The sequence below is a fragment of the Nocardioides sp. NPDC051685 genome, from assembly GCF_044453405.1.
GTDB lineage: Bacteria > Actinomycetota > Actinomycetes > Propionibacteriales > Nocardioidaceae > Nocardioides.
The window spans coordinates 102,769-127,287 of record NZ_JBITCR010000007.1; the positions used below are offsets into that span (position 1 = coordinate 102,769).

Here is a 24,519-nt window from a genome sequence, read left to right on the forward strand (position 1 = left end):
CCCCGCGCGGGGCCCCCCCCCCGCCCCCGCGGGGGGGCCCGGGGCCCCCTCCCCGCGGGGGGGGGGGTGGGGGCGGGCCCCTCCCCCCCCCCCCCCGACCGGGCTGACGTCTCGGCGGGCGGGGTCAGACCTGGCGGCGTACGGCGTCGGCGAAGGCGTCGCCGCGGGCCTTGTAGTCGCGGAACTGGTCCTGGCTGGCGCAGCCGGGGGCCAGGAGCACGGTGTCACCGGGCTTGGCCAGGGCGGCGGCGATCTCGACGGCCTCGGCGAGGGCGGCCTCGCCGTCGGGATCGTCGAGCTCGACGATCTCCAGGTCGCCGGCGTGAGCGGCGAGGGCGGAGGCGATGACGTCGCGGTCCTGGCCGATCAGGATGACGGCGCGGAGCCGGTCGTGGATGGAGGCGACCAGGTCCTCGAAGCGGGCACCCTTGGCCAACCCGCCGGCGATCCAGATCACCGGGTCGTAGGCCTGCAGCGAGGCCTGGGCGGCGTGCGGGTTGGTGGCCTTGGAGTCGTCGACCCAGGTCACGCCGCCGGACTCGGCGACGACCTCGATGCGGTGGCCGTCGGGGCGGAACGACTTCAGCCCGTCGCGTACGGCGGCCTGGGAGACCCCGTGGGCACGCGCGAGCGCGGCCGCGGCGAGCGCGTTCTGGACGTAGTGGGGCGCCGACGAGGCGAGGTCGGAGATCTGGCACAGCTCCGCCGCGGAGGTCTGGCGCTCCTCGATGAAGGCGCGGTCGACCAGGATGTCCTCGACGACACCGACCTGGCCCACGGCCGGGGTGCCGAGCGTGAACCCGATGGCGCGGGCGCCCTCGACGACGTCGGCCTCCTCGACCAGGTGCATCGTGGCCTCGTCGGCGACGTTGTAGACGCAGGCCCGCTCGACGCCCTCGTAGACGCGGCCCTTGTCGGCGGCGTACTCGGTCATCGAGGGGTACCAGTCGAGGTGGTCCTCGGCGATGTTGAGGACGACGGCGGCCTCGGCGGCCATCGAGGAGGTGTAGTGGAGCTGGAAGGAGGAGAGCTCGACGGCGAAGACGTCGTAGGGCTCGGGATCCATCACGGCCTCGACGATCGGCAGGCCGACGTTGCCGACGGCGACGGACCGCAGCCCCGCCGTACGCAGGATGTTGTCGAGCATCTGCACGGTCGTGGTCTTGCCGTTGGTGCCGGTGACCGCCAGCCAGGGGGCGGCGTTGTCGGGGTCGCGCAGCCGCCAGGCGAGCTCGACCTCTCCCCAGATCGGGATGCCGCGCTCGCGCGCCTGCGCGAGCAGGGGCGCCGTCGGCCGCCAGCCGGGAGAGGTGACCACGACGTCGACGTCGTCGGGCAGCACGTGGGTGGCGCCCTCGCCGAGGCGTACGTCGGCACCCAGGATGCCGAGGAGCTTGGCCTTCTCCTGGCGCTCCTCGTCGCCCGGGGACTCGTCGAGCGCGATCACCGAGGCACCCAGGTGGGTGAGGTTGTCGGCGGCCGCGAACCCGGAGACACCGAAGCCGGCCACGACCGCCCTCACGCCCTCCCAGGAGTCGTTACGGCCGAGCTTGTCGAGCTTTTCAAGGTCCATCAGATCGTCGCCACCCATTCGGCGTAGAAGATTCCCAGGCCCGCCGCGACGCAGAGGCCCGTGATGATCCAGAACCGGATCACCACATTGACCTGTTCCCAGCCGAGCAGCTCGAAGTGGTGATGGATCGGTGTCATCCGGAAGATACGTTTGGGCGTGCCGGTCAGCTTGCGGGAAAGCTTGAACCAGCCGACCTGAAGCATCACCGCCGACGTCTCCATCACGAACAGACCGCCGAGGATGATCAGCAGGAACTCGGTGTGCGACATGATCGCGAACCCGGCCAGCACCGAGCCGAGCGCGAGCGAGCCGGTGTCGCCCATGAAGATCTTCGCCGGGCTCGCGTTCCACCACAGGAAGCCGATGCAGGCGCCGCTGATCGCGGCCCCGAGGATCGCCATGTCGAGCGGGTCGCGCACCTCGTAGCAGGTGCCGATCTCCACGCTCGGGCGTCCGCAGCGCTGGTTGTTCTGCCAGATCGAGATGATCGTGTAGGCGGCGAAGACGATCGCCGAGGAGGCGGCCAGCAGGCCGTCCAGGCCGTCGGTGAGGTTGGTGGCGTTGGAGGTGCCGGTGACCATCACCCAGAAGATCGCCAGCAACAACCCGCCGCCGAGCCAGAAGAGCAGGCCGTCGCCGCCGAGGAAGTGGGGACCGAAGTCACGGATGAAGGAGAGCTGGTCGGCGGCCGGGGTGATCCCGTCGTCGTTCGCCATCCCCGGGTGGATCGCCAGCACACCGAAGCCGACTGCGACGAGCGTCTGCCCGACCATCTTGGACCACGCGCGCAGACCGAGGTTGCGCTGCATGAAGACCTTGATGAAGTCGTCGACGAAGCCGACCGCGGCCATCCCCACCAGGAGGAAGAGCAGCAGGTAGGCCGTCGCGCTCGGTGCGTCTCCGGTCAGCAGCTTGGCCGCGATGAAGCCCACGAGGACCGAGATCACGATCGCGACGCCGCCCATGGTCGGGGTGCCGCGCTTGGTGCGGTGGGTGGTCGGGCCGTCCTCGCGGATCTCCTGGCCGTAGCCCAACTTCGTGAACTGTACGATCGCAAATCGGGTGCCGAGCAGCGAGAACAGAAGCGCAATCGCTCCGCTCAGCAAGATCGCTCTCATGTCAGCCGGGTGCCTTCCTTGCCATGCCGTTCCATGTCCTTGCCCCCGGGCCGGTGTGCATAGCGAAGACACCGGCCCCGGGCATTCTTCCCTACGGGTTCGCCGGCTCTGCGGCACCCCGCCGTATCAGCACATCGATCACCGTGCGGCCAGAGCCGCACGGACGACCTCGCGGTCGTCGAACGGGTGCGTGACGCCGTTGATCTCCTGGCCCGTCTCATGCCCCTTACCTGCGACGACGACGATGTCGCCGGGCTCGGCGAGGCCGATCGCACGCTCGATCGCGGCCCGCCTGTCGCCGATCTCCTCGACGCTCGCGGACCCGCCGGTGGTGCCCTCCAGCACCTGTCGCCGGATGCTCGCCGGGTCCTCGGTGCGGGGGTTGTCGTCAGTGACGATCACGTGGTCGGCCAGGCGCGCGCTGATCTCCCCCATGATCGGCCGCTTGCCGGTGTCGCGGTCTCCCCCGGCCCCGATCACGACGATCAGCCGGGACTCGGTCAGCGGCCGGAGCGTGCCGAGCGCGGCCTCGACCGCGTCCGGCTTGTGCGCGTAGTCGACCACGACGGTGAACGGCTGGCCCTCGTCGATCCGCTCGAGCCGCCCCGGCACCCCGGAGCCCTTGGCGAGGGCGGTGGCGACGCTGCGTACGACGTCGTCGCTCTCGTACGCCACCTGGATGCTCGCGAGCGCCGCGAGGGTGTTGCTGACGTTGTAGTCGCCGGCCAGCGGGCTGGCGGCCGGGAACTCGAGCCCGTCGGGGCCGTGGACGGTGAAGCTGGAGCCGTCGGGGCGCAGCTCGATGTCGGTGGCGCGCCAGTCGGCGGTCTCGTCGTGGAGGGCGTAGGTCAGGATCGGGATCCTCGCCTCGGCCACGAGCCGGCGGCCGTGCTCGTCGTCGATGTTGACGATGCCCAGCTTCGCCCGCTCGGGCGTGAACAGGCCGGCCTTCGCCGCGTAGTAGTCCTCGACCGTCTCGTGGAAGTCGAGGTGGTCACGGCCCAGGTTGAGGAAGACGGCGACGTCGAAGACGACCCCGTCGACACGCCCCATCACCAGCGCGTGGGAGGAGACCTCCATGGCGCACGACTCGGTGCCCTCCTCCACCATCCGGGCGAAGAGACCGTGCAGGTCGGGCGCCTCGGGCGTGGTCAGCGGCGTCTTCACGTCGCGCCCGCCGATCCGGGTGCCGACGGTGCCGATCACGCCGGCGCGGTGACCGGCGTCGAGCAGCGCGCTCTCGGCCAGCCGGGTGGTCGTCGTCTTGCCCTGGGTGCCGGTCACGCCGATCAGCCGCAGCTTGGCCGACGGGTTGCCGTAGACGCGGGCCGAGAGCGCGCCGAGCACCTTGCGGGGCTGCTCCACGAGCAGCTGGGGCACCTCTCCGAGGCCTCGGGCCTCCAGCTCGGCGGCGCCGGCGGCGTCGGTGAGCACCGCCACCGCGCCGGCCTCGACGGCACCGGCGGCGTAGCCGGCGCCGTGCGCCCGGCTGCCGGGGAGCGCGGCGTAGAGGTCACCGGGCAGCACCCGTTGAGAGCTCAGCGTGACCCCGGTGACACGGGCCTCGCCGCGTACGTCCAGGCCGAGCTCGCTCGCCAGGTCGGCCAGCGTCACCGGCTCGGTCACCCGTGGGCGGGTCGGGCTGTTGAGATCCGCCGTCTCGTACGCACTGCTCACCTGCCGAAGGTTATCCGCCCGGCGGGACCAGGTCCCGCCGGGCCGACATCAGGCGTGGCGCTCAGGCGTGGCGCAGCTGGGCCAGCGCCGCGGCGCTGAGCTCGTGCGGCTCCTCGCCGGGGACGACGAGCACGACGGGTACGCCGGCGTTCCGCACCACCGCGGCGGTGATCGAGCCGTCGGCGAGCTGCGCGGCACGGCCCCGGGGCGAAGAGCCGAGCGCGATGGTGCGGACCCCCGCCTCGGTGGCATACCTGGCCAGCTCGACCCCCGCGCTGGCGTGGTCGCCGACGCTGTGCAGCACCAGTCCGGTCGCGGTCACACCGCGGGCGGCGAGACGGTCCAGGTGGGCGCGTACGGTGGCGGCGGCCGTCTCGGGCTCCTCGGCGTCGATCGCGAGCTCCTCGACCACCTCGGTCTCGCGGACGTGGACCACCTCGAGCGGCGCGCCCTCGGCGGCTGCGATCTCGGCGGCCCGGTCGACGACCGCGTCGGCGTCGAGGGTGGCTCCGACGGCGACCAGGACCGGCCGGCCCTCCCCGCGGACCGGGCCGACGGGCTCCAGGCTCGGCGCGACCGGTTCGGCGGTCTCGGCCGACTCCGCGGCCGTGATCAGCTGGTGGCCGCTGGCCAGGACCGGGATCGCGATCAGGAACGCGGCGGCGCCGACGTAGAAGGCCACCGACTGGTCGGTCGCCTCGGCGATCTTGCCCGCGACGAAGGGTGCGAGGCCGCCGCCGATGAAGCGTACGAACCCGTAGGCCGAGGAGGCGATCGGCCGCTCCACCGGGGAGACCAGCATGACCGCCTGGGTGGTCAGGGTGTTGTTGAGGCCGACGAAGATGCCGGACAGGATCACCGCGACGATCACCACGGTCGGCGAGGAGACGCCCAGGCCGATGACGGCGAGCAGGGCGCCGAGACCGAACAGGTTGACGTAGAGGGTCGGCGCGGTACCGAAGCGGCGCTGCGCCCACGGGGCACCCCACACGGCGAAGACGGCGACCAGGATGCCCCAGGCGAAGAAGACCCAGCCGAGCTGCAGCGGGTCGTGCAGCCCCATCGGGTAGGGCGCGTAGCCGAGCAGGGTGAAGAAGCCCCAGTTGTAGAGCAGCGCCATGATGCCCATCGTCAGCAGCCCGCGGTGGCGCAGCGCGGCGATCGGGGCGAACAGCGAGACCTTCTTCTCCGGCTTGGGCGTCGGCGGCAGGAAGACCAGCGTCGCGACCAGCGCGATCGCCATCAGCGCGGAGACACCGAAGAACGGGCCGCGCCAGGAGATGCCACCGAGCACGCCGCCGAGCAGCGGGCCGACCGCGATGCCGAGGCCGAGCGCGGTCTCGTAGAGGATGATCGCTCCCGCGAATCCCCCGGTCGCCGAGCCGACGATGACGGCGAGGCTGGTGGAGATGAACAGCGCGTTGCCCAGGCCCCAGCCGGCCCGGAAGCCGACGATGCCGTCGACCCCGTCGACGGTTCCGGCGAGCCCGGCGAAGACGACGATCAGCATCAGGCCGAGGATCAGGGTCCACTTCGCGCCGATCCGGCTGGAGACCCAGCCCACGCCGATCATCGCCACGGCGGTCACCACGAGATAGCTGGTGAACAGCAGCGACACCTGCGCGGGCGTCGCCTTCAGCTCCTCGGCGAGCACCGGCAGGATCGGGTCGACGAGCCCGATGCCCATGAAGGACACCACGCACGCGAACGCGACCGCCCACACGGCACGTGGTTGCTTGAACGGACTTGCGGCAGCTGCCCCTGAGTGGGAGCTCATTCTTCTTGCCTCTTCTCAGACGTTGTTTCGTACGCGTCGCCGGCAGGCCGGCGCGTCAGGAATCGAGCACGGCGTCGACGAGCCGGTCGAGGGCCGGCAGCGCCGCCGCGATGGCGGCGCGGTCCTCGGCGGAGACCCTGGCCAGGGCGGCGTCGAGCACACCGGCTCGCTGACCTCGCCTGGCCTCGAGGACCTCTCGTCCGGCGTCGGTGATCTCGACCAGGACCGCCCGCCGGTCGGCGTCGTCGGCGACCCGGGCGAGCATCCCCTGCTGGCCGAGCCGGTTGACCAGCTGCGTCATCGCGGGCTGGGACACCCCGGCGATCCTGGCCAGGTCGGTGACCCGCTGCGGTCCGGTCCTCGCCAGCCCGGCCAGCACCGTGGCCGCCGTCGGCGACACGTCCCCTGCGGTCGACACCTCCCGCACCAGTCGCACCACCCGCTCGAGGGCGAGCGACAGGTCACGGCCGGAGGCTGTCGTCGTACTCACCAGAGAAACATAACATATCTATGTTATGTTTCGGGACTGGAACAACTGTCTCGTCTGTCACAGCGAACAGGCAATGCCTGCACTTCTCAGGCGTTGCAATGCCCGAGAAGTGCAGGAATACCCGGTTGACCGGGTATTCCTGCAACCGCGCAACTCACCAGCCAGTCGGCATCTTCGACGGCGCGGTGCCGGTCGGCGGGACGCCGTAGCGGCGCAGGGCGAAGGACATGATCTGGGAGAAGACCGGACCGGTGACGGTGCCACCGCCACCACCGTTGCCGGGGTTGTGGATCGCGACGTAGACGGTGAAGCGCGGGTCGTCGGTGGGGGCGAAGCCACCGAAGGAGACCGTGTTGGTGCCGTCGTAGCACTTGCACTCGGAGTTGACGCGCTGCGCGGTGCCGGTCTTGCCGGAGACACGGTAGCCCTCGACGGCAGCAGCCGGAGCGGTGCCGTTGACGGGATCGTTGATGACCCGCTCCATCATCTCCCCGGTCTCGGCGGCGGCCTTCGCGGAGACCACCCGGGTGCGCTGGGCGGTGTCGGTGCCGACCTCGGCCCCGGAGTTGTTGGTGGCGCTCCCGGCGATCAGGCTGGGGTCGATGCGGACGCCGCCGTTGGCGATCGTGTTGAGCGCGGCGGTCATCTGCACGGCGTTGACCGAGATCGACTGGCCGAAGTCGATGCGGTCCTCGTCGGCCGCGTTCCAGGTCTCCGGCGAGGCCAGCAGTCCCGCGGACTCGGTGTCGAGACCGAGACCGGTGCGTCGGCCCTCCCCGAAGGCGGCCAGGTAGTCGCGCAGCTGGCCCTCGGGGTACTTGTCGGCGGCCATGACGGTGCCGATGTTGGAGGACTTGGCGATCACGCCGGCCAGGGTGAGCTTCTCGGTGCCGTGCTCGTAGTAGTCGTGGATGTCGGCGTCGCCCGAGCGGTAGGACCCGGGCACCTTGAGCCGGGTCGAGGGCGAGACCAGCCCCTGGTCGAGCAGGCCGGCGACGGTGAGCACCTTCTGCACCGAGCCGGGCTCGTAGACGTTGGAGAGGGCGTTGCTGCCACGCAGCGACTTCGGCGAGGCCGCCGGGTCACGGGCATCGAAGGTCGGGTAGTCGGCCAGGCTCAGGATCTCACCGGTCCGGGTGTCCATGACCACCGCCATCCCCGACTCGGCGCGCGACTTCTGCACCGCGTCCATCAGGGTCTGCTGCACGTAGTACTGCAGGTCCCGGTCGATGGTGAGCCTCAGGTCGTGGCCGTCCACGGGGTCGACGCGGTTGTTGGTGCCCAGCGGCATCCGGGTGCCGCTGACCGGGCTGGTCGCGTCGTACTCGGCGTGCCCGTCCTTGCCGGCCAGGTGCTTGTCGAAGGCGGCCTCGAGACCGGCGAGGGGGCCGTCGTTGCCCATGAAGCCGACCAGGTTGGCCGCGACGTCGCCGTTGGGGTAGTTGCGCAGCGGGTCGCGGCTGGTCCACAGCCCCTGGAAGCCCTCCTTGCCCGCCTTCTCCACGGCCGCGGTCGCCTGGGTCGCGGGCACCTGACGCTTGATGTACTGGAACCGGCTGCCGTCCTTGCGCAGCTTGGTGAGCGCCGAGGCGTAGTCGACGCCGAGTTCCTTGGCCAGGAACGCGGCGATCGCCGGAGCGTCCTTCTTGGTCTGCTTCGGGTCGGCCAGCACCATCAGGCCGTCGGAGGAATCGGCCAGCGCCTCCCCGTCGCGGTCGAGGATCTCGCCGCGCTCGGCCGGCAGCACGACGTCGACGACGTTCTCGGCGGCCGCCATCGCGGCGTACGAGTGCGGGTCGATGCCCTGCAGCTGCACCAGCCGGCCACCGAAGACCGAGAGCACCATCGCCACCAGGATGAAGCCGACGCGGAGCCGGATGTGCACCGGCCCGCGTCGCTGCGTCGCCTTGGTCGCGGGCCGCGAGACGGGCCGTCGCGCCGGTCGGCGGGCGGTCCGCTTGACCTCTCGCCTGGCCATCGCTTCCTCCCCTACCGAGCCTCGCCCGACGACGTACGCTGCTGCTCCTCGGCCGCCTGCTTCTCTTCCGCTTCCTGGGCGCGCTTCTTCTCGGCGAGCTCGGCGGCCTTCTTCTTCGCCGCGGCCGCCTCGGCGGCCTTCTGCTCGGCGACCAGGACGCTGTAGGGCTTGGCGACCTTCGGGTGCAGCGGCGGGGTCGCCGAGCGGTCGGCCGGGGCCGCCTCACCCTCGATCTTCGCCTCGGGGACCCGCAGCATGGCCGCGTTCTGCGGGACGACCATGCCGAGGTTCTTCGCCTTGGCCGCGATCTTGTGCGGGTCCTCCATCTTCTTCAGCTCACCGTCGAGCGCCTGCTCCCGGGCGGCCAGGGTGGTCGCCTGCTCCTGGAGACGCTGCTCCTGGAAGGCCGACTGCTGCATGGAGGTGTTGAAGACCAGCAGACCCACGACGCCGCCGACGAGCAGCATCGAGACGAGCACGACGAACGGCAGCCGCGGGGCCATCGGGGCCGGCAGCGGCGCCGGGACAGCGGTGAGGCGCGTCTGGGTCTCGGTGGCCCGGTCCGGGCTGCGCACAGGTGACTGTGGCGCGGCGGCGATGCTCATCTGGTTGCTCCAGGGGTTGACTTGGCTGAGTTGTCTCTTGGGTTGGTTGGGGGCTTGATGCGCTCCACCGCGCGCAGTCGCACCGAGGCGGCACGCGGGTTCTCCTCGATCTCTGCTTCGGTGGCCTGCTCGGCCCCACGGGTGAGCAGGCGGAACGACGGCTCGGCCTCGGGCGGCACGATCGGCATGTCGGGAGGTACGTCCAGCTTCGTCGCCTCGGCGAAGGCCCGCTTGGTGAGCCGGTCCTCGAGCGAGTGGTAGGACTCGACCACCACCCGGCCACCGAGACCGACGGCCTCGAGCGAGTCCGGCAGCGCCTTACGCAGCGCCCCGAGCTCGTCGTTGACCTCCATCCGCAGCGCTTGGAAGGTGCGCTTGGCCGGATGTCCGCCGGTGCGACGCGCAGGTGCCGGGATCTCCGCGTAGAGGAGCTCCACCAGGGGCCCGCTCGTCGTGAACGGCGCCTTCTCGCGACGGTTGACGATGGCGTAGGCGATCTTCTTGGCGAACTTCTCCTCGCCGTAGTCCCGCAGGATCCGGGTCAGGTCGGCCGCGGAGTAGGTGTTGAGCACGTCCGCCGCGGTCTGGCCCCGGGTGGCGTCCATCCGCATGTCGAGCGGCGCGTCCTCCGCGTAGGCGAAGCCCCGCTCCCGCTGGTCGAGCTGCATCGAGGAGACACCGAGGTCGAAGAGCACGGCGTCGACGTGGTCGAGGCCCTGATCCGCGATCACGTCGAGGATCTCGTCGTAGACCGCGTGGACGCCGGTCCACCGGTCGCCGAAACGGGACAGCCGCTCCCCCGCGATGCCGAGGGCGTACGTGTCCCGGTCGATGCCGATCACGCGTGAACCCGGGATCCGCTCGAGGACCGCCTCGGTGTGACCACCGTGGCCGGTCGTGCAGTCGACAAGGACGCCGCCATCGGCGAGCGCCGGCGCGAGCAGGTCGACGATGCGGTCGAGCATCACCGGCACGTGCTTCTGGTTCGTCACCGCCTCGACCCCCATCGCACGGCTTCGTCTGGTGTGTGTTCTCCCCGACTCTGTGGCAGAGCCACGGGCTGACAACGCCACGGATCCGCAGAGCCAGGTCTCATGCCCGCTCCGTCACCACCGAAGTGCCGTCCGGAACCGGGGAAGGTGCCCCGGATGGCTGGGTGAGTGGAGCGGGACTGAGACCTCGTCCTGCGGATCCGCTGTTGACTTGTCTTGGTTCTGATCAGCTCTGTTGCTTGTCGCTTTGTCGATCTGTCCCTTTATCAGTCTGCCGACTCGTCGAGGTCTGCGAACTTGGCCTGTGCACCCGCGGAGTACTCCGCCCACTTGGCCGGGTCCCAGATCTCGATCCGGTCCATCACACCGATCACGATCACGTCCTTGACGATCCCGGCGTAGTCACGCAGGAGCGGCGGGATGCCGATCCGGCCCTGCTTGTCGGGTGTCGTCTGCTCGGCCCCCGCGAAGAGGACACGGGCGTAGTCGCGGGCGTCCCGAGAGGTGAGCGGCGTCTGCTGGGCCCGCTGCGCCTCCTGCATGAAGACGTCCTCGGGCCACACCACGAGGCAGTTCTCCTGACCTTGCGTCACGACAACCCCCTCCGCCAGTCGATCTCGGAACTTTGCGGGAAGGAAGATCCGGCCCTTCTCGTCGAGCTTCGGCGTGTACGTGCCCATGAAGAACATGTGCTCGCCCCCGCGGTCAGCTCAACGTGGATCGTTCCTCCACTTTGCCCCACCGTACCCCACAATCCCCCACATTCAAACCACCTTCCTCCCCCACGAGGTGTTTTCCCACCACCTCCCGCTCCCCCGGGCGGCAGGCGCCGACGGCCGGGGGCGACCGGTCCACGGGTCGCCCACAGGTCACAGTCGGGTGAATGACGCAGACGCCCGTGGGCGCTACCCCGTACGGTGTTCTCATAAGCAGGTTGAGTCGGAAGGACGCGACGTGACGACGCCGTTGGATGCCCCAGGATCAAACCCAGTGCATGGGGCAGAGATCGAGACATTGGTGCGGGTCGCGGGCCGCATTCGCGACAGCATCGAGAAGGTGATCGAAGGAAAGACCGACGTCGTCGACTCCACGCTCACCGTGCTGCTCGCCGAGGGACACCTCCTGATCGAGGACGTGCCGGGGGTCGGCAAGACCCAGCTCGCGAAGGCGCTGGCGCGCTCGATCGACTGCTCGGTGCGCCGGATCCAGTTCACCCCCGACCTGCTCCCGAGCGATGTCACCGGGGTGTCGATCTTCAACCAGAACACTCGGGAGTTCGAGTTCCGACCGGGTGGCATCTTCGCCAACATCGTGGTCGGCGACGAGATCAACCGCGCCTCCCCCAAGACCCAGTCGGCACTGCTGGAGTGCATGGAGGAGCATCAGGTCACCGTCGACAACGTGACCTACCAGCTGGAGTCACCGTTCATGGTGATCGCGACCCAGAACCCGATCGAGATGGAGGGGACGTACGCCCTGCCCGAGGCGCAGCGCGACCGCTTCATGGCGCGGGTCTCGGTCGGCTACCCACCGGTCGCCTCCGAGATCGCGATGCTGGCCAGCCACAGCGCGGCGAACCCGCTCGACGACCTCGACCCGGTGACCGACGCCGCGGAGATCCGCAAGCTCGTCGGCGTCGTCAACCAGGTCTACGTCGCGGACGCGGTGCGGCGCTACACCGTGGCCCTGACCGCGGCGACCCGGGCCAACAACGAGCTCGCCCTGGGCGCCTCCCCGCGAGCCAGCCTCCACCTGCTGCGGGCCGCGAAGGCCCATGCCGCTCTGCACGGACGCGAGTTCGTCCTCCCCGATGACGTACGCAGGCTGACCGGCCCGGTCCTTGCCCACCGTCTCCTCCCCAGCGCCTCCGCGGCGATGCACGGCCGGTCGGTCACCGACATCCTCGAGACCGTCGTGTCCGCCGTGCCGGTGCCGCAGTCCTGATCCACGAGGGAGCCGCCCGATATGCGCGAGGCACTGTCCGGACTGACCGTCCGGGGCCGGGCTTTCCTGGCCGCCGGGATCACCGCCATCGTCTGCGGGATCCTGCTGGACCAGTCCACGCTGTCCCGGATCGGGATGCTGCTGGTCGCGCTGCCGCTGGTCACCGCCGTGGTCGCTGCCTGGGGCCGCTACCGGCTTGCGCTCGTGCGCCACATCGAGCCGCACCTGACCGAGGCCGGCCAACCCGCCAGGGTCGAGCTCACCATCGCCAACGAGGGCCGGATCCCCACCGGCACCCTGCTGCTGGAGGAGACGGTGCCGTACGCGCTGGGCGGGCGCCCGCGCTTCGTGGTCGACCGGATCGGCTTCGGGTGGCGCCACAAGCTCGGCTACCAGATCCGCTCGGAGATCCGGGGCCGCTTCGACATCGGCCCGATGCGGGTGACCGTGGCCGATCCGTTCGGCCTGGTGGAGCTCAACCGCGCCTTCCAGTCCACGGTCCCGTTCACGGTCACGCCGAGAGTGGTCCCGTTGCCCCCGACTCCCCTGACCGGTAACGCGACCTCGTCGGGCGACTCCCGGCCGCGGGCGTTCCTCGGCGGCAGCGCGGAGGATGTCACGGTGCGTGAATACCGCCGCGGCGACGAGCTGCGGCGGGTGCACTGGCGCAGCTCGGCCAAGCTCGGCGAGCTGATGGTGCGCCGCGAGGAGCAGCCCTGGCAGGCCCGGGCCACGGTCTTCCTCGACAACCGCCGCTCGGTCCACCGTGGACAGGGCGCGGGCTCCTCCTTCGAGCAGGCCGTCGTGGTCGCCGCCTCGGTCGCGGTGCACCTGGTCGAGGCCGGCTACTCCGTGCGCCTGGTGACCTCCGGCGGAGTCACGCCGGGCGCTCTCGGAGGTGGCGAGCTCAACGCCGGCTGGCACGACCGCGAGGGTCAGGCCGACGCCGCCGCCCTGCTGGAGGCGCTCGCCGTCGTCGAGACCGTCCATCACCACCACATCGACGCCTCCTGGATCGGGGAGGCCGGACAGGGCGGGGTCACCGTGGCGGTGCTCGGCTCCCTCGACGAGGACGACGCCGGCGTGCTCCGCCGGGTGCGCCACCACACCGGGACCGCCCTCGCCTTCGCACTCGACGTCGACGGGTGGAGCGCGGTGCATCTGGCGCCCGAGCAGCGGCGGCCCAGCGGCGTACCTCTGCTCATCCAGCACGGCTGGAAGGCGGTCGAGCTCGGGATCGGTGACTCGGTGGCGACCCGCTGGCGCCAGCTCGGCACCCGGGGCGCTCCGGCGGGAGCGGGGGCAGCACGATGATGACCTCCAGCGACGTACGCGGCGTCGCGCCCGCGATGGCGGTGCCGGTGACCTGCTTCGCGACGGTCATGTTCGCACTGTCGTCGTGGGGCTCGTTCACGACCAACCGGTTCTCCTATCTCGGCCCGATCCTGGTCGTCGGCCTGCTCGTGGTCGGCACCGGCATCTCCGCTCGGCTCCTGCGGGTGCACGGCTCGGTCGTGGTGCTGCTGCAGCTGCTCCTCGGCACGATCGCGACCAGCCTCCTGGTCGTGCAGCACCCGTTCCCGGCCACCGGCGCGGGCCGGGCCCGGGTCGTCGCCGAGATGGCGGAGGCGTACATCGCGTTCGACCCCTTCGACCTGCCGATGTCCGGACCGGACGTCGCTCCCTACCTCATCCCGGGCGGCGTCGCTGCCGTGCTCCTGGCCGACGTCCTGGCGGTCTCGCTGCGGCGCCCGCCGATGATGGGGCTGGTGGTGCTCGGCGTCTTCACGGTGTCGTTCAGCGTCATCGGCGCCGGTGGCTGGGGCGGGGTCTCCTGGGTCGTCTTCGTCTTCACCGCGACCTCGTTCCTGGTGATGCTGCGCCTCGACCGGGCCCAGCAGCTGGGCCGCTGGGGCCGGCGCCTCGACGAGGACCTCCCGGCCGTGCCCGCCGCCGGACCTGCGGTCATCGGCGTCTCCGCGGTCGTGATCGCGCTGCTCGCCCCTGCCTGGATGCCCAGCGCGAACGTCACCCTCCCCGGCCTGGGTCAGGGCGACGGCAACGGCCCGCTGCGGGTGATCAACCCGACCGTCGGGCTCTACGACGACCTGCGCCGACAGAGCGACCAGGTGATGGTGTCGGTGACCCCGGTCTACGGCGACACCGAGACTCCCCCGTCCTATCTGCGGGTCGGCGCGCTGACCAAGTTCACCGGCACCGAGTGGACCTCGGGCAACCGCGACGTCCCCTCCGACCACACCGGCGTGGCCACCTTCGAGCCGCCGATGTCGGACGAGACCCTGCTGGGCAAACCGACGACCTACCAGCTGAAGGCAAGTGCCAAGTTCCAGTCGACCTGGCTCCCGGTCTTCACCCATCCCCTCGAGGTCACCGCCAGGGGGCCGTGGCGCTACGACGAGGACACCCTCGACTTCATGTCGACCGAGGGCAGGGACCAGACGGTCGCCGGGCAGCGCTGGCGGATGACCGCCGCCCCGGTCCAGCCGTCCCAGGCGCGCCTGCTGGCCGCCGGCGAGCCCGGCGTCGGTGCGCCTCCGGGCATGACGGACCTGCCGCTGCTCCCCGACAAGATCGAGGAGATCGCCTTGGAGCGGACCGCCGGCCAGGACGGCCCGTTCGCCAAGGCCGTCGCGCTGCAGAACTGGTTCCGGCACAGCGGCGAGTTCACCTACAGCCTGGAACGTGACGTCGGCACCGACGGCGCGGCCCTGCTGGACTTCCTGACCGACAACAAGGTCGGCTACTGCCAGCAGTACGCCACGGCGATGGCCGTGCTCGCCCGCGAGCTCGGCATCCCCGCCCGCGTCGCTTTCGGCTTCCTCGGCGGTGACCAGGACGAGGACGGCGTCTGGCAGTTCCGCGGCCGCGACCTGCACGCCTGGCCCGAGCTGTGGTTCGAGGACATCGGCTGGATCCGCTTCGAGCCGACCCCGGCGGCCGCCGACACCAGGGAGCCCAACTACACCACCGGCGCGCTGGACAACGCCCGCAACGAACCGGACGCGCCCCTGCCCAGCGCCGGCACGAGTGTCGCACCGGTGCCCAACCGGCCACAGCGGGAGGCCCCTGACACTCCCGAGGTTGCCGACACCGGCGACGAGAAGTCCAACACCGGACCGCTCTGGACCGGTCTGGGCATCATGGCGCTGGTCGGCGTGATCGCGCTCGCGGCGCCGACCGTGATCCGGCGCAGGCGGCGTACGGCTCGGCTCGGGGGCGACGCGGAGGCCGGCTGGAACGAGCTGGGTGACACCGCGATCGACCTGGGGCTCCCCTGGTCCGGCACCCGGTCACCGCGGGAGGAGGCCACCAGCCTGGCCCCTCACCTGCAGAGTCGCGAGCCGATGCTCGCGTTGCAGCGGATCGTCACCGCGGTCGAGCGCAACCGCTACGCGGAGCATCGCGTCGCCGCGGCGGTCGGGGACGACGTACGCCTGGTCTCGGCCGCGCTCAGGGAGCGTGCCGACAGGCGGGCTCGGCGCCGGGCGGCGCTGTGGCCGGCATCGGTCTTCCGTCGTCAGGTGGCGGCATCAGCCACCGACGGACCGACCACGCGGTCCGAGCGGGAACTGATCTCCTCCTGAGGTGCGGATCAGAGGTCGTTGTCGCGGCGGCGCTGCCTCCAGCGCTCGCTGGCCCGGTCGAAGAACGAGCTGCGGGGCGTGTGGTCCCCGTCGTCCTCCTCGACCGCGGCGGCACCGCGAAGAGCGGTGAGCAGCACGGAGGTCGAAGCCAGCATCACCAGGAAGCCGACCACCCCGACGATCCACATCCGTGAGATCACACCGGTCATCAGCAACGCGACTCCACCGGCGAGCACGAAGCCCGCGATGACCGCGTGTCGACGTTGGGCACGGCGCAAGGCCGTGCCTCGGAGGGCGGAGGCGAACTTCGGGTCCTCCGCCGAGAGCGCGCGCTCCATCTGCTCGAGCAGGCGAAGCTCCTCTTCCGAGAGTGGCACCGTACCTCCCATGTCCTGTTGGGGCACCTACAAGTCTAGGCACGCCATCGTGAAGGCGGTAGTGAGCCCGGAAAATTCTTGCCCCTCGACGTTCTGCCACATGGCACAACCGGAACTGATTGTGTCAACCAGACCTGCTGCCACGTCAACCCCGGCCGGTATCGAGCAGGCTGGCGCGGCGTACGAGGCTGGACCCGAAGCGTTCGGCGACCTGGTCGACGGCGCGGTCGGCGTCGGACCAGCCCCGCTCCCGCTCGCCGATCACGAGCTGCCGGTCGGTGCCCTCGCGGGCGACCAGGTGCTCGACCCGGACGCCCACCAGGCGCAGGGCCCGGCCGCGTAGATTCAGCTCGTCGTAGAGGCGGACCGCGGTGGCGTGCACCTCCTGGGTGACGTCGGTCGGGTCGGGCAGCGTGCGGGAGCGCGAGATGGTCTTGAAGTCGGTGAACCGGACCGTCAGCGCGACGGTGCGCCCGACCGTGCCGGCCCTCCTCATCCGCCGGGTGACGCGCGCCGAGAGGCGCAGCAGCTCGCGGACGATGTCCTCACGGTCGCTCAGGTCGTGACCGAAGGTCTCCTGGGCGCCCGTCGACCGGTCGGGGAGGTCGGGGCCCAGCCGTCCGGTCAGCTCGCGCCGGTCGGTGCCGGTGGCGAGCCGGTGCAGGTGGCCGCCGAGACGTGGGCCGAGGATCTGGTGGAGCGTCGGGACCGGGGTGCGGGCGATGTCGCCCACGGTCTCGAAGCCGAGCCGCCGCAGCCGGTTGCGGGTGCTCGGGCCGACGCCGTAGAGCTCACCCACGTCGAGCGGGTGGAGGAAGCCGGGGATGTCCTCCGGCCGGACGACCACGACGCCGTCGGGCTTCGCCTTGCGGCTGCCGACCTTGGCGACGCTCGGCGTCGGCGCGACGCCGACCGAGCAGGTGATGCTCAGCTCCTCGGCGATCTGGCTCCGGATCCGCTCGGCGATCCGCTCGGGGCTTCCGAAGAGCCTGGTCGCCCCGCGTACGTCGAGGAACGCCTCGTCGACGCTGACCACCTCCACCAGCGGGGTGGCGCGGCGGAAGATCTCGCGGACCTGCCGGGAGACCTCGGCGACCTCACCGAAGTCGAGGCGGACCGAGACCAGCTGCGGGCACAGCCGTCTCGCCATCGAGCCGGGCATCGCGGCGCGTACGCCATAGGCCCGGGCCGGATAGTTGGCGCAGGTCACCACGCCCCTTGCATGACCCCCGACGACGACCGGCTGGCTCCAGAGCTCGGGCTGGTGCCGGATCGCCACTGACACGAAGAAGGCGTCCATGTCGACATGGAGGATCGGGGTGGCCTCCGGAGCGCCAGCGGAGGAGGTCACCCCGATCCTCCGAGGACGCGGACCAGCGCTGACTCGGCGCAAATGTCACGCCGGAGCGCTAGCGGAGGTGGGACCTTTGCGCCGCGTCGGCGCCAAGCGGCGAAGCGAAGCGAGCCGTCAGCGAAGCGAAGCGAGCAAGTGCACCTGCGAAGCCAACGGCAGGTAGTCGGCGCGGGTGGACGCACGCTGCTCCAGATCGACCAGCGCGTTGGTCGACCCGGGATCGACGTCGAGCAGCGACCCCGGCACGTGATCCACGAAGACACGTACGCCGCGAACGTCCGTGACCTCGAACCCGGCCGCATCCAGCAGCCCGGTGACCTCGTCGAGGGCGAACCGGCGCCCCGAGCGTCCTTGCGGAGCCGTGTCGTCGAGGAGCTCGGCGGCCTGCGCGAAGTGGCCGGCCAGGGCGCGGGAGAGGACGGCGGCGGTGCGCTGGGCGACGAGCAGGCTGAGCGTGCCGCCGGGACGGAGCACCTCGCGGATCCCCGCCAGTGCGGCAGCGGGGTCGGGGACGACCTCGAGGACGCCGTGGCAGAGCACCACGTCGGCCCCGCCGGGGTCGGCGACGTCGGAGAGCGCGGCCAGGTCACCCTGGCGTGCGTCGACGGAGACGCCGGCCTCCCGGGCGCGTCGGTCGAGCGCTGCCAGCGCGTCGGGGCTGGGGTCGACGACGGTGACCCGGTGGCCGAGGCCGGCGATGCGTACGGCTGAGGTGCCGGTGCCGCCGCCGATGTCGAGGACGTCGAGCGGGCCGGAGGCCAGGACCGGGTCGAGCGCGTCCCAGACGGCGACGGTCCGGGCGCCTGCCCGACGACTGGTTGATGCGGAGCCAGCTGCCATGGGGCCAAGCGTAGGCCCTGATCCCACCACACCTGAATCAGCCCACGAGGCTGTCGTGCCGCAGGCGGGCGACGTGAGAGGTGTGGGCCATCAGCCCGAGGGACTCCTCGACGACGGCGAGGAAACGGTCAGCATCGCGGACCTGGTCGTGGGCCTCCTCCGCGGTGACCGCGCGGATCGAGCCGGCCTCGGCGGCGGCCCGCTTGGCGGCGCCGGCCGCGAAGTAGTCGGCCCACTCGGAGAGCTCGGGCGCGACCTTCTTGAGGCGGACCCAGGCGTTCCACGGCCGGCGGCGACCGGCGCGGCTGGCGGCCTCGACGGGGTCGGTGCGGGCCGCGATCAGCGCCGCCGCTGCCTGGAGGGCGGCGACGTGCGCCATGGCGTACCGGCTCGGCACGTCGTCGGCCACGATGGCCTCCGAGAGCGACTCGGTGGCGCGGAACAGGTAGCTGTGGGTCGTCGCCGGCAGCAGATGCATCGGGGTCGTCCTTCTCGCTCAAGGTCGACCCCGCAGTGGACGGCTCCGGCGGGTGTCGGGGGTCGAGGACGACACCCGCCGGAGCCTGGTTGTTCGAACATCTGTTCGAACACGTGATCAAACTACACCCCGCCACCGACAGTCACAAGACGTTTCGGCGACGGGGCGTGTCGAGGCGCTGGTGCGGGTCGCTCAGTCGTCGGCGACGGCGCCGCGGATGCGGTGCGGCGGGTGGATGTAGCGGGTGTTCGCCGGCAGCCACATGACCGCCAGCAGGCCGGCGGCGATGAGGATCGCGACCACGGTGAGCACGGTGATGGTCACCGGCGGGCCCGTCAGGATGCCGCCGATGCTGGCGACCACGGAGATGAACACCAGGAAGGTGATCACGATCCGGGCCCACTCGAAGCCGTTACGGAGGAAGACGGCGAGCACGCCGAGCATGCCGGCCATGACGCAGAACAGCGTGATCGCGGGGGCGATGAACGCCGGCGCGCTGACCCGGTTGTCGTTGGGCGGGTTGATCAGCGCGTCGAGACCCTCGGTCTCCAGGATGCGCTTGGCCGAGGGGTTGCCCTCCGCCCACGCCCGCACCAGGTCGTCGGAGCGCAGCACCATCACCACGACCACGACGGCGCTGAACGCGATCAGACCGATGATCAGCCGAACCGCCCAGGTCATCTCCCGCGGGACGGGCTCCGCCGCGAGGGCGGCCACCTCGTAGGCGACCTCTGCGTCCTCGCTCACGACCACACCTTCGTTCTCGTCGGGTGTCGTCATGGTCATCCGGTCTCCTTGCGACGTGGGCCTTCACTCTGAGTCGGTCAGCACTCTGCGTTGATCAGCCCATTCTGCCGTACGGGACACAACGGGGGTAAATACGGGAGCGCGTGCTCCTGGTCTCGGGCCGGGTCCGCGGTGTCGGTGGCTTAGGCCAAGATGTCCCCATGGAATCTCTAGCGCTGACCTTCTCCAGCGGGTGGGCCAGTGGCATCAACGCCTACCTGGTCGTGCTGGTGCTCGGCGTCGTGCAGCGTACGACGGGGGCCGAGGAGATCCCCGACGTGCTCGGCACCTGGCCGGTGCTGGCGGCCGCGGGGTTGATGTACGCGATCGAGTTCGTCGCCGACAAGGTGCCCTACATCGACTCGACCTGGGACTCGATCTCCACCGTGATCCGTCCCACGATCGGCGCCGTGATCGGCGTCCTGCTCGCCGGTGAGGCCGACTCGCTCAACGAGGCGGTCGGCGGCGTCGTCGGCGGCACCTCGGCGCTGATGTCCCATCTGATCAAGGCCAGCGAGCGGCTGGCGGTCAACACCTCGCCCGAGCCGGTCTCCAACTCGGTGGTCAGCCTGGCCGAGGACGGGCTCGTCCTCGGCGTGGTCTGGTTCGCGACCGAGCACCCGCTGGCCGCGGCGGGCGTCGCCGGCGTCCTGCTGGTGGCCGGGCTGGTGCTGGTGTATCTCATCATCCGCGCCGTTCGCGGAGGCTGGCGCAGGCTGACCCGGCGCGGACGGCGGGGTTCGGCTCCCCCGCCCGACGGACCCGCCGACGGCACCACCAAGCCCTACCCGGTCCAGTGACCGGCGTAGTCGTCCTCGGGGGCGGGTACGCCGGGATGGCCAGCGCCGCCAGGCTGGCCAAGCTCGGCCACTCGGTGACCCTTCTCGAGGCTTCCGGCGAGCTCGGCGGCGCCCTGGTGCCGGTGCGCGAGGAGGGGTTCACCTGGGACGCCTCGGCGACCTCGACCCTGCTGCCCGCGGTGATGCGCGACCTGTTCCGCAAGTCCGGACGGCCCGCGGAGCGCGAGCTCGAGCTGGTGCCGATGGACGTGATCCGTGAGCACCGGTTCGCCGACAAGACCTCGGTCGCGGTGCCCGGTGGCACCCGCGGCGCCCAGCTGGCCGCCTTCGACGAGCTCGGCCCGGGCATGGGCCAGCGCTGGACCGACTACGTCGCCAGGTTCAGCGAGGACTGGGAGGTGCTGCGGCAGCACTACTTCGAGGTGCCGTGGGAGCCTTCCGCGCTGCCGTCGGCCGTCGCGGAGCGGTTCAGGTCCCGCGAGACCCTCCACAAGCGGCTGCGCAAGGCGTTCAAGGACGAGCGGCTGCGGCTGGTCGCGGCGCACCCGTTCGTCGCCGCGGGGCAGGAGCCGCGTGACGTACCTGCCTGGGCGGGGCTCACCGCCTACCTCGAGCAGCGGTTCGGCGCCTGGCGGGTCGAGGGCGGGATGGGAGTGGTCGCCGAGGTGCTCGCCGCCCGGATGGCCACCCGCCGGGTCTCGGTGCAGACCGCGACCCGGGTGGAGGACATCGTCGTACGCGACGGGCGGGCGGTCGCGGTGAGCACCACCGCCGGCGAGATCGACCTGGGCGCCGACGGCGCGGTCGTGGTCGCCTTCGACCCGCGCTCGCTGCCGGCCCTGCGGCCGCTGGTCGACCGCACCCTGCCGGCGATCCCGCCGATGACGTTCCACCTGGGTCTCGCGGACCTGCCCGACCATCTCACCGGCCTCCCCGACGAGCTGGTGCTCCACGGTGAGCCCACCCTGGTCGTACGCACCCGCGGGCTCGCCCCCGAGGGGCGGCACGCCTGGACGATCCACTCCCACGGCAAGCTGATGGAGGATGTCCTGCTGGCGCTGGCGCGCCACAAGATCGACGTCCGCGAGCACGTCGTGCATCGCGTCGACCTGGGCGCCGCCGAGCTCGTACGCCGCTGGCGCGGGTCGCCGCTGGGCGTGAAGTGGGCGGGGCGGAACACCGTGTTCCAGCGGCTCGGGCCGCGCACCCCGATCCCGAACGTCTACGCCGCCGGAGCCCACGCCACGCCCGGCTCCGGGCTGCCGTTCGCCGGGCTGTCCGCGGCTCTGGTGGCGCAGTCGATCGGGCCCCCGACAAGGGTGCCTAGACCGTCACGTTGAGCTTGGCGAAGATCTCCAGCGTCGCCTTGGAGCGGTTGAGCGTGTAGAAGTGCAGCCCGGGGGCGCCGCCGTCGAGGAGCTCCTGGCACAGCTCGGCGGCCACCGCGATGCCCTCGGCGCGGATGTCGGCGGGCTCCGGGCCGGCGGCGGTGAGGCGCTCGACGATCTCCTCGGGGACCTCGGCGCCGATGAGCTCGCTCTGGCGGCGGATGGCGGCGAGGTTCAGGATCGGCATGATGCCGGGCAGGATCGGGATGTCGACGCCGCGGGCGCGGACCCGGTCGACGAGACCGAAGTAGTCGGCCGCGCGGAAGAACATCTGGGTGACCGCGAACTCCGCCCCGGCCCGCGCCTTGGCGACCAGCACGTCGGCGTCGGCCTCGATCGACTCGGCGCCCGGGTGGCCCTCGGGGAAGGCGGCGACGCCGATGCGGAAGTCACCGCGCTCGCGGGCCAGCTTCACCACGTCGATGGCGTAGTCGAGACCGCCCGGGGTCGGGGTCCACGGGGCCCGCGGACCCTCGGCGGGGTCGCCGCGCAGCGCCATCACATGGGCGACGCCCTGGGCGGCGTAGGAGTCGAGGATCGCGGCGACCTCGTCGCGGGTGTGGCCGACGCAGGTCAGGTGGGCGACGGGCAGCAGCTCGGTCTCGGCGGCGATCCGGCCGGTGATGGCGACGGTCTTGTCCCGGGTCGAGCCGCCGGCGCCGTAGGTGACGCTCACGAAGGTCGGACGGTAGGGCTCCAGCGCACGCACGGCCTCCCACAGCTGCGCCTCGCCGGCCTCGTCCTTCGGCGGGAAGAACTCGAAGGAGAACGAGCGCTCGCCTTGGTTGATCAGCTCCGCGAGGGAGCGTCCACGTCCAGTCACCATCGGGCCATCGTAGTGAGTGCCCTAGGCTCGGAGAGTGAATGAAACGTGGGGCGCCGATGAATTCCGCAGTCGCGTCCAGGGGGCTCTGGACACCTTTCTCGAGACGCAGTCCGAGCGGCTGGCCCCGCTCGGCGACGAGGTCGAGCCGCTGCTGCGCCGGGCCCGGGAGTCGATGTCCGGAGGCAAGCGGCTGCGGGCCGCGTTCTGCTACTGGGGTTTCCGTGCGGTCAACCCCTCCCCCACGCCGACCGAGGACGAGGCGCTCGTGCGCGCCGCCGCCGCGCTCGAGCTGCTCCAGGCCTCGGCCCTCGTCCACGATGACGTCATCGACGACTCCGACACCCGCCGGGGCGCACCGGCCGCACACCGCGCCTTCGAGGCCGACCACGCCGCCGCCGGCTGGCCCGGCCGGTCCCGTGCCTACGGCGATGCCGCTGCGGTGCTCCTCGGAGACCTGCTGCTGACCTGGTCGGACGAGCTGCTGCGTACCTCTGGGTTCGGGGGTGCCGAGACCTCCGCCGCGCTCTCGGTCTTCGACCACACCCGCAGCGAGGTCATCGCCGGGCAGTTCCTCGACATCACCGTCCAGGCGCGCGGCGCCGCGGACGTCGAGGCGGCCATGAAGGTGGTGCGCTACAAGGCGGCGAAGTACTCCGTCGAGCGCCCCCTCCACGTCGGCGCCGCGCTGGCCGGAGCCTCCGGCGAGCAGATCGAGGCGCTGTCGGCCTACGGGCTTCCCGTCGGTGAGGCGTTCCAGCTCCGCGACGACCTTCTCGGCGTCTTCGGTGACCCCTCGGTCACCGGCAAGCCCGCCGGCGACGACCTCGTCGAGGGCAAGCGCACCGTCCTGGTCGCTCTCGCCCTGACGAGCTCTCCGTCCGCCGACGCCGACCTCCTCGACCGATCCCTCGGCCAGCAGCTCACCGAGGAGCAGGTCGCGGCGCTGCGTACGATCATTGCCTCCTCCGGCGCCGAGCAGCAGGTCGAGAAGGCCATCACCGAGCTCGCCGACCAGGGCCTCACCGCCCTCGACGACGCCAGGTCCTCGGGTCTCCTCGACGCCGACGCCGCCACCACTCTCCGCGCCCTCGCCACCGCCGCCACCCAGCGCAGCGTCTGACCGGAGTGCCGGGGCGGCTCCGAAGGCGGGCGACCTGGCAACCGCACGGCCACCCGCCACCTCACGCCTTGAGGAATGCCTCCGCGAGGTCGGCAGGCCTGGTCAGGAGGGCCTCGTGACTCCCGGGGACGAGGACAGGCTCGACACCGAGGCGGCCCGCGAAGCGTGCCCAGCCGTACTCCCCCGGTGGCAGGCCGATGTCGTCCTCCGACAGCAGGTAGACCGCCTCGAACGGGTGTGACTGGTCGAGCGGCTCGACGGTGGCGGTGAAGTACTGCATCGGCTGCGGGCCGAGGAGAGAGTGGACGAGCTTCTGCACGTCCTCGGAGGCGTCCTGGACGAAGCCGCCCTGCAGCACCTCGAGCGGCATGCTGATGGTGTTGTTGCCCGAGGCGGCGGCAAGCGTGGTGAACAGCTCCTGGTAGTGCGGCGGGCACTCGTCGTAGAGCGGCACACCGGCAGCGGGGACGAAGGCCGACCAGTAGACGACCTTCGCCACCCGGTCGGGGATCGCGTTGGCGACGCCGGTGATGACGTAGCCGCCCCAGCTGTGGCCGATCAGCGTGATGTCGGTCAGGTCCTGGGACTCGACGAGGCCGGCGACATGGTCGATGACGTCACTCAGCTCGAGACCGGTCGGGTCGTCGCCGTCGGCGAGGCCGGGAAGGGTTGGGGCCAGCACCTGGTGGCCCGCGGCCCGAAGGTGCGCAGCGACAGGGCGCCAGGCCCAGCCGCCGTGCCAGGCGCCGGTGATGAGTACGAAGGTGGTCATAGGGGTCTCCTGGTGATGT

Annotated in this window: 22 protein-coding genes; 6 read left to right on the forward strand and 16 right to left on the reverse strand. The window is 71.2% G+C overall.

Going from position 1 to position 24,519, the window contains the following annotated elements:
* Positions 1 to 124: 124 nt before the first annotated feature.
* The 9 genes from murD to mraZ all read right to left on the reverse strand — a co-directional run bounded on the left by murD (position 125) and on the right by mraZ (position 10,899).
* A complete protein-coding gene (gene murD, locus ACIA03_RS20450; protein ID WP_396985861.1) occupies positions 125 to 1,591 on the reverse strand; it encodes a UDP-N-acetylmuramoyl-L-alanine--D-glutamate ligase in 1,467 nt (488 codons plus the stop codon).
* Positions 1,573 to 2,691: a phospho-N-acetylmuramoyl-pentapeptide-transferase gene (gene mraY / locus ACIA03_RS20455; protein ID WP_396985863.1), complete on the reverse strand. Its 1,119-nt coding sequence runs from the start codon at positions 2,689 to 2,691 to the stop codon at positions 1,573 to 1,575. Before mraY ends, murD begins: the two co-directional genes overlap by 19 nt.
* Before the next feature lie 138 nt (positions 2,692 to 2,829).
* Positions 2,830 to 4,290 (reverse strand): UDP-N-acetylmuramoyl-L-alanyl-D-glutamate--2,6-diaminopimelate ligase, encoded by a 1,461-nt coding sequence (locus ACIA03_RS20460; protein WP_396986159.1) that lies wholly within the window; start codon positions 4,288 to 4,290, stop codon positions 2,830 to 2,832.
* Positions 4,291 to 4,429: 139 nt separating this feature from the next.
* On the reverse strand, positions 4,430 to 6,145 hold the full coding sequence (locus ACIA03_RS20465) for an MFS transporter (protein ID WP_396985865.1): 1,716 nt from the start codon (positions 6,143 to 6,145) through the stop codon (positions 4,430 to 4,432).
* Between the two features lie 55 nt (positions 6,146 to 6,200).
* Positions 6,201 to 6,635: a MarR family winged helix-turn-helix transcriptional regulator gene (locus ACIA03_RS20470; RefSeq protein WP_396985867.1), complete on the reverse strand. Its 435-nt coding sequence runs from the start codon at positions 6,633 to 6,635 to the stop codon at positions 6,201 to 6,203.
* A gap of 154 nt (positions 6,636 to 6,789) precedes the next feature.
* Positions 6,790 to 8,613 (reverse strand): peptidoglycan D,D-transpeptidase FtsI family protein, encoded by a 1,824-nt coding sequence (locus ACIA03_RS20475; RefSeq protein ID WP_396985869.1) that lies wholly within the window; start codon positions 8,611 to 8,613, stop codon positions 6,790 to 6,792.
* An 11-nt stretch (positions 8,614 to 8,624) separates the two neighbouring features.
* Complete coding sequence (locus ACIA03_RS20480; protein ID WP_396985871.1) at positions 8,625 to 9,218, reverse strand: hypothetical protein; 594 nt, start codon at positions 9,216 to 9,218, stop codon at positions 8,625 to 8,627.
* Entirely contained in the window at positions 9,215 to 10,225 is a 1,011-nt protein-coding gene (rsmH, locus tag ACIA03_RS20485; RefSeq protein ID WP_396985873.1) for a 16S rRNA (cytosine(1402)-N(4))-methyltransferase RsmH, read from the reverse strand. The genes ACIA03_RS20480 and rsmH overlap by 4 nt, the downstream gene beginning before the upstream one ends.
* A gap of 251 nt (positions 10,226 to 10,476) precedes the next feature.
* On the reverse strand, positions 10,477 to 10,899 hold the full coding sequence (gene mraZ, locus ACIA03_RS20490) for a division/cell wall cluster transcriptional repressor MraZ (RefSeq protein WP_396985876.1): 423 nt from the start codon (positions 10,897 to 10,899) through the stop codon (positions 10,477 to 10,479).
* Between the two features lie 301 nt (positions 10,900 to 11,200).
* On the opposite strand from mraZ, the gene ACIA03_RS20495 reads away from it, so the two are divergent.
* Genes ACIA03_RS20495 through ACIA03_RS20505 form a run of 3 tightly spaced genes read left to right on the forward strand, consistent with a single transcriptional unit; the run spans position 11,201 to position 15,759 of the window.
* Positions 11,201 to 12,154: an AAA family ATPase gene (locus tag ACIA03_RS20495; RefSeq protein WP_396985878.1), complete on the forward strand. Its 954-nt coding sequence runs from the start codon at positions 11,201 to 11,203 to the stop codon at positions 12,152 to 12,154.
* A gap of 21 nt (positions 12,155 to 12,175) precedes the next feature.
* Complete coding sequence (locus ACIA03_RS20500) at positions 12,176 to 13,468, forward strand: DUF58 domain-containing protein (RefSeq protein WP_396985880.1); 1,293 nt, start codon at positions 12,176 to 12,178, stop codon at positions 13,466 to 13,468.
* The gene (locus tag ACIA03_RS20505; RefSeq protein WP_396985882.1) at positions 13,465 to 15,759 is read left to right on the forward strand and encodes a transglutaminaseTgpA domain-containing protein; all 2,295 of its coding nucleotides are present in this window, start codon (positions 13,465 to 13,467) and stop codon (positions 15,757 to 15,759) included. The genes ACIA03_RS20500 and ACIA03_RS20505 overlap by 4 nt, the downstream gene beginning before the upstream one ends.
* An 8-nt stretch (positions 15,760 to 15,767) precedes the next feature.
* Here ACIA03_RS20505 and ACIA03_RS20510 read toward each other — a convergent pair whose 3' ends face one another.
* The 5 genes from ACIA03_RS20510 to ACIA03_RS20530 form a co-directional block, all read right to left on the reverse strand.
* Complete coding sequence (locus ACIA03_RS20510; protein ID WP_141792796.1) at positions 15,768 to 16,136, reverse strand: DUF3040 domain-containing protein; 369 nt, start codon at positions 16,134 to 16,136, stop codon at positions 15,768 to 15,770.
* Between the two features lie 145 nt (positions 16,137 to 16,281).
* Complete coding sequence (gene dinB / locus ACIA03_RS20515; protein WP_396985885.1) at positions 16,282 to 17,487, reverse strand: DNA polymerase IV; 1,206 nt, start codon at positions 17,485 to 17,487, stop codon at positions 16,282 to 16,284.
* Between the two features lie 117 nt (positions 17,488 to 17,604).
* Entirely contained in the window at positions 17,605 to 18,330 is a 726-nt protein-coding gene (locus ACIA03_RS20520; RefSeq protein ID WP_396985887.1) for a methyltransferase domain-containing protein, read from the reverse strand.
* Positions 18,331 to 18,367: 37 nt separating this feature from the next.
* Positions 18,368 to 18,808 (reverse strand): SAV_6107 family HEPN domain-containing protein, encoded by a 441-nt coding sequence (locus tag ACIA03_RS20525; RefSeq protein ID WP_396985889.1) that lies wholly within the window; start codon positions 18,806 to 18,808, stop codon positions 18,368 to 18,370.
* Between the two features lie 192 nt (positions 18,809 to 19,000).
* Complete coding sequence (locus ACIA03_RS20530; protein WP_396985891.1) at positions 19,001 to 19,594, reverse strand: hypothetical protein; 594 nt, start codon at positions 19,592 to 19,594, stop codon at positions 19,001 to 19,003.
* 161 nt (positions 19,595 to 19,755) lie between these two features.
* On the opposite strand from ACIA03_RS20530, the gene ACIA03_RS20535 reads away from it, so the two are divergent.
* Entirely contained in the window at positions 19,756 to 20,394 is a 639-nt protein-coding gene (locus ACIA03_RS20535) for a DUF4126 domain-containing protein (protein WP_396985893.1), read from the forward strand.
* Positions 20,391 to 21,734 carry a phytoene desaturase family protein gene (locus tag ACIA03_RS20540; RefSeq protein WP_396985895.1) on the forward strand — a complete coding sequence of 448 codons (1,344 nt, stop codon included), beginning with the start codon at positions 20,391 to 20,393 and terminating at the stop codon, positions 21,732 to 21,734. Before ACIA03_RS20535 ends, ACIA03_RS20540 begins: the two co-directional genes overlap by 4 nt.
* Here the strand turns inward: ACIA03_RS20540 and metF are convergent.
* Positions 21,718 to 22,608, reverse strand: coding sequence for a methylenetetrahydrofolate reductase [NAD(P)H] (gene metF, locus ACIA03_RS20545; RefSeq protein ID WP_396985897.1), 891 nt, complete (start codon positions 22,606 to 22,608; stop codon positions 21,718 to 21,720). The two genes, ACIA03_RS20540 and metF, sit on opposite strands and share 17 nt — an antisense overlap.
* 34 nt (positions 22,609 to 22,642) lie before the next feature.
* On the opposite strand from metF, the gene ACIA03_RS20550 reads away from it, so the two are divergent.
* Positions 22,643 to 23,728 (forward strand): polyprenyl synthetase family protein, encoded by a 1,086-nt coding sequence (locus ACIA03_RS20550; RefSeq protein ID WP_396985899.1) that lies wholly within the window; start codon positions 22,643 to 22,645, stop codon positions 23,726 to 23,728.
* A gap of 61 nt (positions 23,729 to 23,789) precedes the next feature.
* On the opposite strand, the gene ACIA03_RS20555 is transcribed toward ACIA03_RS20550, so the two are convergent.
* Positions 23,790 to 24,500, reverse strand: a complete 711-nt coding sequence (locus ACIA03_RS20555; RefSeq protein ID WP_396985901.1) for an alpha/beta fold hydrolase — start codon at positions 24,498 to 24,500, stop codon at positions 23,790 to 23,792.
* Between the last annotated feature and the right edge of the window lie 19 nt (positions 24,501 to 24,519).